The sequence below is a fragment of the Clostridium tyrobutyricum genome, assembly GCF_019144085.1.
GTDB lineage: Bacteria > Bacillota > Clostridia > Clostridiales > Clostridiaceae > Clostridium_B > Clostridium_B tyrobutyricum_A.
The window spans coordinates 1-4,621 of record NZ_JAHHUY010000061.1; the positions used below are offsets into that span (position 1 = coordinate 1).

Genomic DNA, 4,621 nt, shown 5'->3' on the forward strand with positions numbered 1-4,621 from the left:
AAAGTTAGAAGAATATTTGACATCTTGAAATTTACCTATTTTAGCAATGGTTAATGCATCTTTTTTATCATTTTTCACTTTTCTTATGTCCACATTCTTGTTACAATTAGTAATGAGTGGATTAAGGATACATACTTCAAACGTATCTTTAAGAAAGTGGAAAAGAGTAAGATGGTATACACCAGTAGATTCCATGAAAATGGCTGTTTTCATGTTAAGCTCTTTCTCCGCTTTTTTTATTTGATCTACTAGGTAATCAAAACCATTTCTATTATGCATAATCTTAAAAGGCTTTCTATACACTTCACCGTCAGGTGCCAATATGGCAGCTACAGAAAAGTCTGCCGATATATCAATTCCAACTATTGGTTTATAAAAAAATTTACTCATATATGTATCTCCTTTGTTTTGAGATAGAATAGATATTCCATTTCTATCAGTAATTTTGTAACCTTGTTTGTGACACGGGTAGTTCCCAAAGGGAAACCCAACCAGCTAAACACAGAATTCTCACTGATGGAATGATACGCTAATTTACGGGTAATAATGATTCTATCGAATCATTTCCCAGGAGGAATACATCTATCGCCTATTCAGGAGATATTATACATCAATTTTACTAGTATGGATTCCCGTTAGGGAAAATTAATAGAAAACAAAGTTAGATGAGATTAGTACACCCTATCGGGTAGAAAATCTTCGAATAATAAAAAAGAAATGAGTTGTAATGTTCGTTAAAATTTAAGATAGTTTTCTATTGAATGTTATAACCACATTATACAAGGAGGATTTAAAATGCGTGAGTATGAAATTAATATAAATGAATATAACAAATTGATTTTACACATAGAAAAAACTTTTAAATCAGATATAGAAAAAATGAGTATATATAAAACCTTAATAAATGGCTTAAAATCTTATGAAAATAAGATTATCAATAAGAGAATAGAAAAAACAGTCCAGGATCTATTTGAAAATTATGGTGTAAGTTATTATAAAAATTATGGGTGGTATGAGTTATATATATCAAAACAGAATCCATATAAACACTTTGAGATAACTCTAGCACCTAGAGAAGAAGGAAGTAAACACACTAGATTTAAAATTGATTATTTAAAGGATAATTTAAAAAAACTTCAAGAAAAACATAAAAAAGATGTTTTAAATTCTAAAAATATAGCTGAAATAGTAGGTCAGTATAATACAGCTTTAAAGTATTTTAGGTCAGCAGCAGAGAAATTGAGAGACATTCCATCGTGGTATTCATTTAATAGATTTGATTAGGGGAGGAAATAAAATGGTAGAAAATATTATAGATATTGAAAAATTAAAAAAGAATTTATTGGAAAGGAATATTGATAATAAAAATGGACTATATAATTCTGATTTAAAAATTGATAGTTTAATAAAAATAGTTCAAAAGGAAGATGAAAGTCTTGCTTTAGATATGAAAAATACCATAGTAGATTATATTTATAAAATAGCAGTTGAGTTTTATAATACTGGTTTTGATGACGCAAGATTATTTTTGAAACAGTTAGTTAATTTATAATATTATTTTGGTTTAGTAATTAAATATTAAACTAAAAGTTAAAGCTATAGCTCAGATATAGAATAAAATTTATGTTTGAGCTATAAAAAATATTGATAAAAATGTACATATGGGGTACATTGTAATTATAATAATATTTTTTGGAGGGATTATATGATAAAAAATCCAAGATTTCAGGTCAGAGATACGGAAGAAGAATTGAAAAAACTTGATGAAGCTATTAAAAAATTAGGATATAAAGATAGAGCAGATTGGTATAGAGATATGAAAAGAAAAACAATTCAGGAATCAAAAAAATAAAAAATTGAATGTTATATGGTTAGCATTAATATTTCTGACAAAAATAAGTAATTGTAATTAGATAATGATATTATCTATCTATAAAATAATTCGTAAATATAAATTTTATGCTGCTAATTTGATTTTGTTATTTAATTATAAAAGGCCCTGATTTATTAAAAAGAATGCGATATGGTATAGGTACAAGCAGAGGATTTATGCGTTTAATTGCGTCAAGACTTCTTATGAGAAGATAAAAAAGTATTATACATGAAATTAGATAGAAAGATTAGAGAGGTATTAGTTGAAATTAAAAAAGCTGTTATTAAAAAAAATATATGTTTTTTAATAACAGCTTTTTTAATTTTTATTATTTATATAGATTTTGCGAGCGCTAAATGCTATACAAATAATTATTATATATATTACATCCTTATAGACATTATAGTTTCGCGAGCGCTAAGTACTATAATGTTCCATAATATAAATTGTTTAACTAGCTTTATATTGTTATTTACATACCTTGCGAGCGCTAAAAAGTATATAAATAATTAAATATATAAATATTATAGTTTGAGCGAGCGCTAAGTGCTATAATATACTATATATTTAAGTATGCCCACTTTTCAAGAAATACATCTACATAATAGATGTATATATTTATTATATAAATATAATGTTATTTAGTCAACATTATTGGAGGAAATTATGAGTTTTGAATTATATTTTGATGAGTCAAATAAGCTAGATGAATTTAGGTCTACGTTTTCTTATTATGGAATAATAGGGTGTTCTTATTTAGATAGGAAAAAAATAGACAGTTATAAAAATGATACTGATCTTAGAAAGGAACTTCATTTTGTAGACTTTAATTTATCACTTGTAAATTATTATTTAAATATTTTTAAGTATGCATTGGATTTTATAAAGACTAATATATACATAGTAAATAATGAGTATGCAATAAAAACTGGAGAAAAATTAAAGCTTAAGCCTACAGCTATTAGAAATTTATTATATACTAAGATTCCTGAAAGGCTAATATATGGAATACTTAGGACAAGCTATGATTTTAAAAATATTGACATTTACATAGATGAATGGGCTGGTTATGGTAATAAGAATTTAGAGTTTTTTAGTGAAGAAAATGCTAAAAAGTTTAAATCTATAATAGATTCAAGTTCTAAGTTTAGTGATGAAAAAAAAATAAAAGAATGTAATAAAATTATTAATAAAACTTATAATCATGTTCAATTGACAAAAACGTTAAGAGAACAATTAAATGCCCAAGCTATGTATAGAGGATTAAATTACAAAGTTGATAGGTGTAGGCAAGAAAAATCTGATGATTACATAGGACTACAAATAGTAGATATCATATTAGGTATATTTTCTTTTTTATTTGAAGAAAAATACTTAGAGGTTCCTAAAAATATTGAAATAAATACTATGAATAATATATTAGGCAAGTTAAAATCTGATGAAAGGGAATTAATAAATAGTGCTTATAAGAAATATGAACAATATAAATTAATAGTACCGACAGACGATATAAAAACACGTAATAAATTAAAACAATTAAATAAAAAATTAAAGATATATGATATTAATAACATTATGAAGGCTGAATTTGTTTATTTAATTCTTTCAGATAATGAAACTTTGAAAAAATTATTAACTTTAAATATTTTTATTTGGCCAGAGGATGATAGTAAAGATACTAATTCTACTATTGGGAAAGAATATATATCTAAATATGTTGCTACATTTTTAAATTTTAAAAATGACTTTGATAATGAACATATGAAAGCTATTATAGACTTTCATAATGATAAATTAAGTGAAGTTAAATATAACTTTAAAGATTATAGAAATATATTTGACTATCCAAGTAGGTTGTCTAAATTAATTGAAAGATACTTAAATAAATTAACAATAAATTGGCTAGATAAAGATGATTGATAATTAAAATATAAAACTCCTTAGGGTATAAGCAACAAAACACGAAAATTATGCTAAGAATTTATTCATATTTAAAGACAAAATAGAAATAAATATAATGGGACTACACAATCCACAAACCCCTAGTGCTAACGCCCTTAATAATGGAAGTTGTTGTATACATTTTTTCCCTTCTCTTTTTTCTCCTGTAAATTAAAATAGTTTATAAATCCTTTTGGAATTTAACACGTTCATTAACCATACTCCTACTTTTATTTTCTAAATTTACTTAATTGTAACATATAAATAGCAATGTGGTTTTCCATCTTTTGAAAAAAGTTCACTGTTACAGCCATTATCGTTAGGTCATAATCTCCATTTTCATCATTAGAATAATTACTGTATTTTGAAACTGGAGAAATGCCTTGCTGAAACATATGATCGGTATCAAAAAGAATAGGGAGTTTTCCACTAATAATATATTTCCAAATTTCACTAATTATTTTTATTCCTTCTTCAGAATTATTCGTTCTTACTGTTACTTCCTTCAATTTATAAGCCATAGTTTTATTATCTCCTTATATAGATAATTACCTTTTTACTTTTTATATAATATCACACTGAATATGACAGCAGTATGCCACAATAGACTACTACTGTATATTAAAGTATATAATCATCTAATTACAATTACCCATTTTTTGTCTTAGCGTAGGTTTCGTCGGAAATGTAGACGCTATTCCTAATAAAAAGAAAATTCAATTTATGATTAACCATTATAGTTTTATGGGGAAATACCAGCAAATATGTGATTAGTGGTAAGTATAGTAAAATAAACGACCATTTATT

Annotated in this window: 5 protein-coding genes and 1 pseudogene; 4 read left to right on the forward strand and 2 right to left on the reverse strand. The window is 25.1% G+C overall.

The window, feature by feature from the left end; translation table 11 throughout:
- A partial coding sequence (locus KM800_RS14865; protein WP_217813789.1) for an IS110 family transposase occupies positions 1 to 390 on the reverse strand: 390 nt, incomplete at its 3' end.
- A 405-nt stretch (positions 391 to 795) separates the two neighbouring features.
- Here KM800_RS14865 and KM800_RS14870 point away from each other — a divergent pair.
- From KM800_RS14870 to KM800_RS14885, 4 genes are all read left to right on the forward strand, one after another.
- Positions 796 to 1,284 carry a hypothetical protein gene (locus KM800_RS14870; protein WP_217813790.1) on the forward strand — a complete coding sequence of 163 codons (489 nt, stop codon included), beginning with the start codon at positions 796 to 798 and terminating at the stop codon, positions 1,282 to 1,284.
- A gap of 13 nt (positions 1,285 to 1,297) precedes the next feature.
- Complete coding sequence (locus KM800_RS14875; protein ID WP_217813791.1) at positions 1,298 to 1,552, forward strand: hypothetical protein; 255 nt, start codon at positions 1,298 to 1,300, stop codon at positions 1,550 to 1,552.
- 153 nt (positions 1,553 to 1,705) lie between these two features.
- Complete coding sequence (locus KM800_RS14880; protein ID WP_217813792.1) at positions 1,706 to 1,852, forward strand: hypothetical protein; 147 nt, start codon at positions 1,706 to 1,708, stop codon at positions 1,850 to 1,852.
- A gap of 687 nt (positions 1,853 to 2,539) precedes the next feature.
- Positions 2,540 to 3,793 (forward strand): DUF3800 domain-containing protein, encoded by a 1,254-nt coding sequence (locus KM800_RS14885; RefSeq protein ID WP_217813793.1) that lies wholly within the window; start codon positions 2,540 to 2,542, stop codon positions 3,791 to 3,793.
- A 290-nt stretch (positions 3,794 to 4,083) separates the two neighbouring features.
- Here KM800_RS14885 and KM800_RS14890 read toward each other — a convergent pair.
- Positions 4,084 to 4,335: pseudogene (locus KM800_RS14890) on the reverse strand (AraC family transcriptional regulator); the annotation flags it as partial.
- Positions 4,336 to 4,621: the final 286 nt, after the last annotated feature.

Excerpts from the sequence above, each read along its gene's own strand:
- KM800_RS14880 (WP_217813792.1), top strand. The coding sequence starts at position 1,706 with ATGATAAAAAATCCAAGATTTCAGGTCAGAGATACGGAAGAAGAATTG.
- KM800_RS14875 (WP_217813791.1), top strand. The coding sequence starts at position 1,298 with ATGGTAGAAAATATTATAGATATTGAAAAATTAAAAAAGAATTTATTG.
- KM800_RS14870 (WP_217813790.1), top strand. The coding sequence starts at position 796 with ATGCGTGAGTATGAAATTAATATAAATGAATATAACAAATTGATTTTA.
- KM800_RS14885 (WP_217813793.1), top strand. The coding sequence starts at position 2,540 with ATGAGTTTTGAATTATATTTTGATGAGTCAAATAAGCTAGATGAATTT.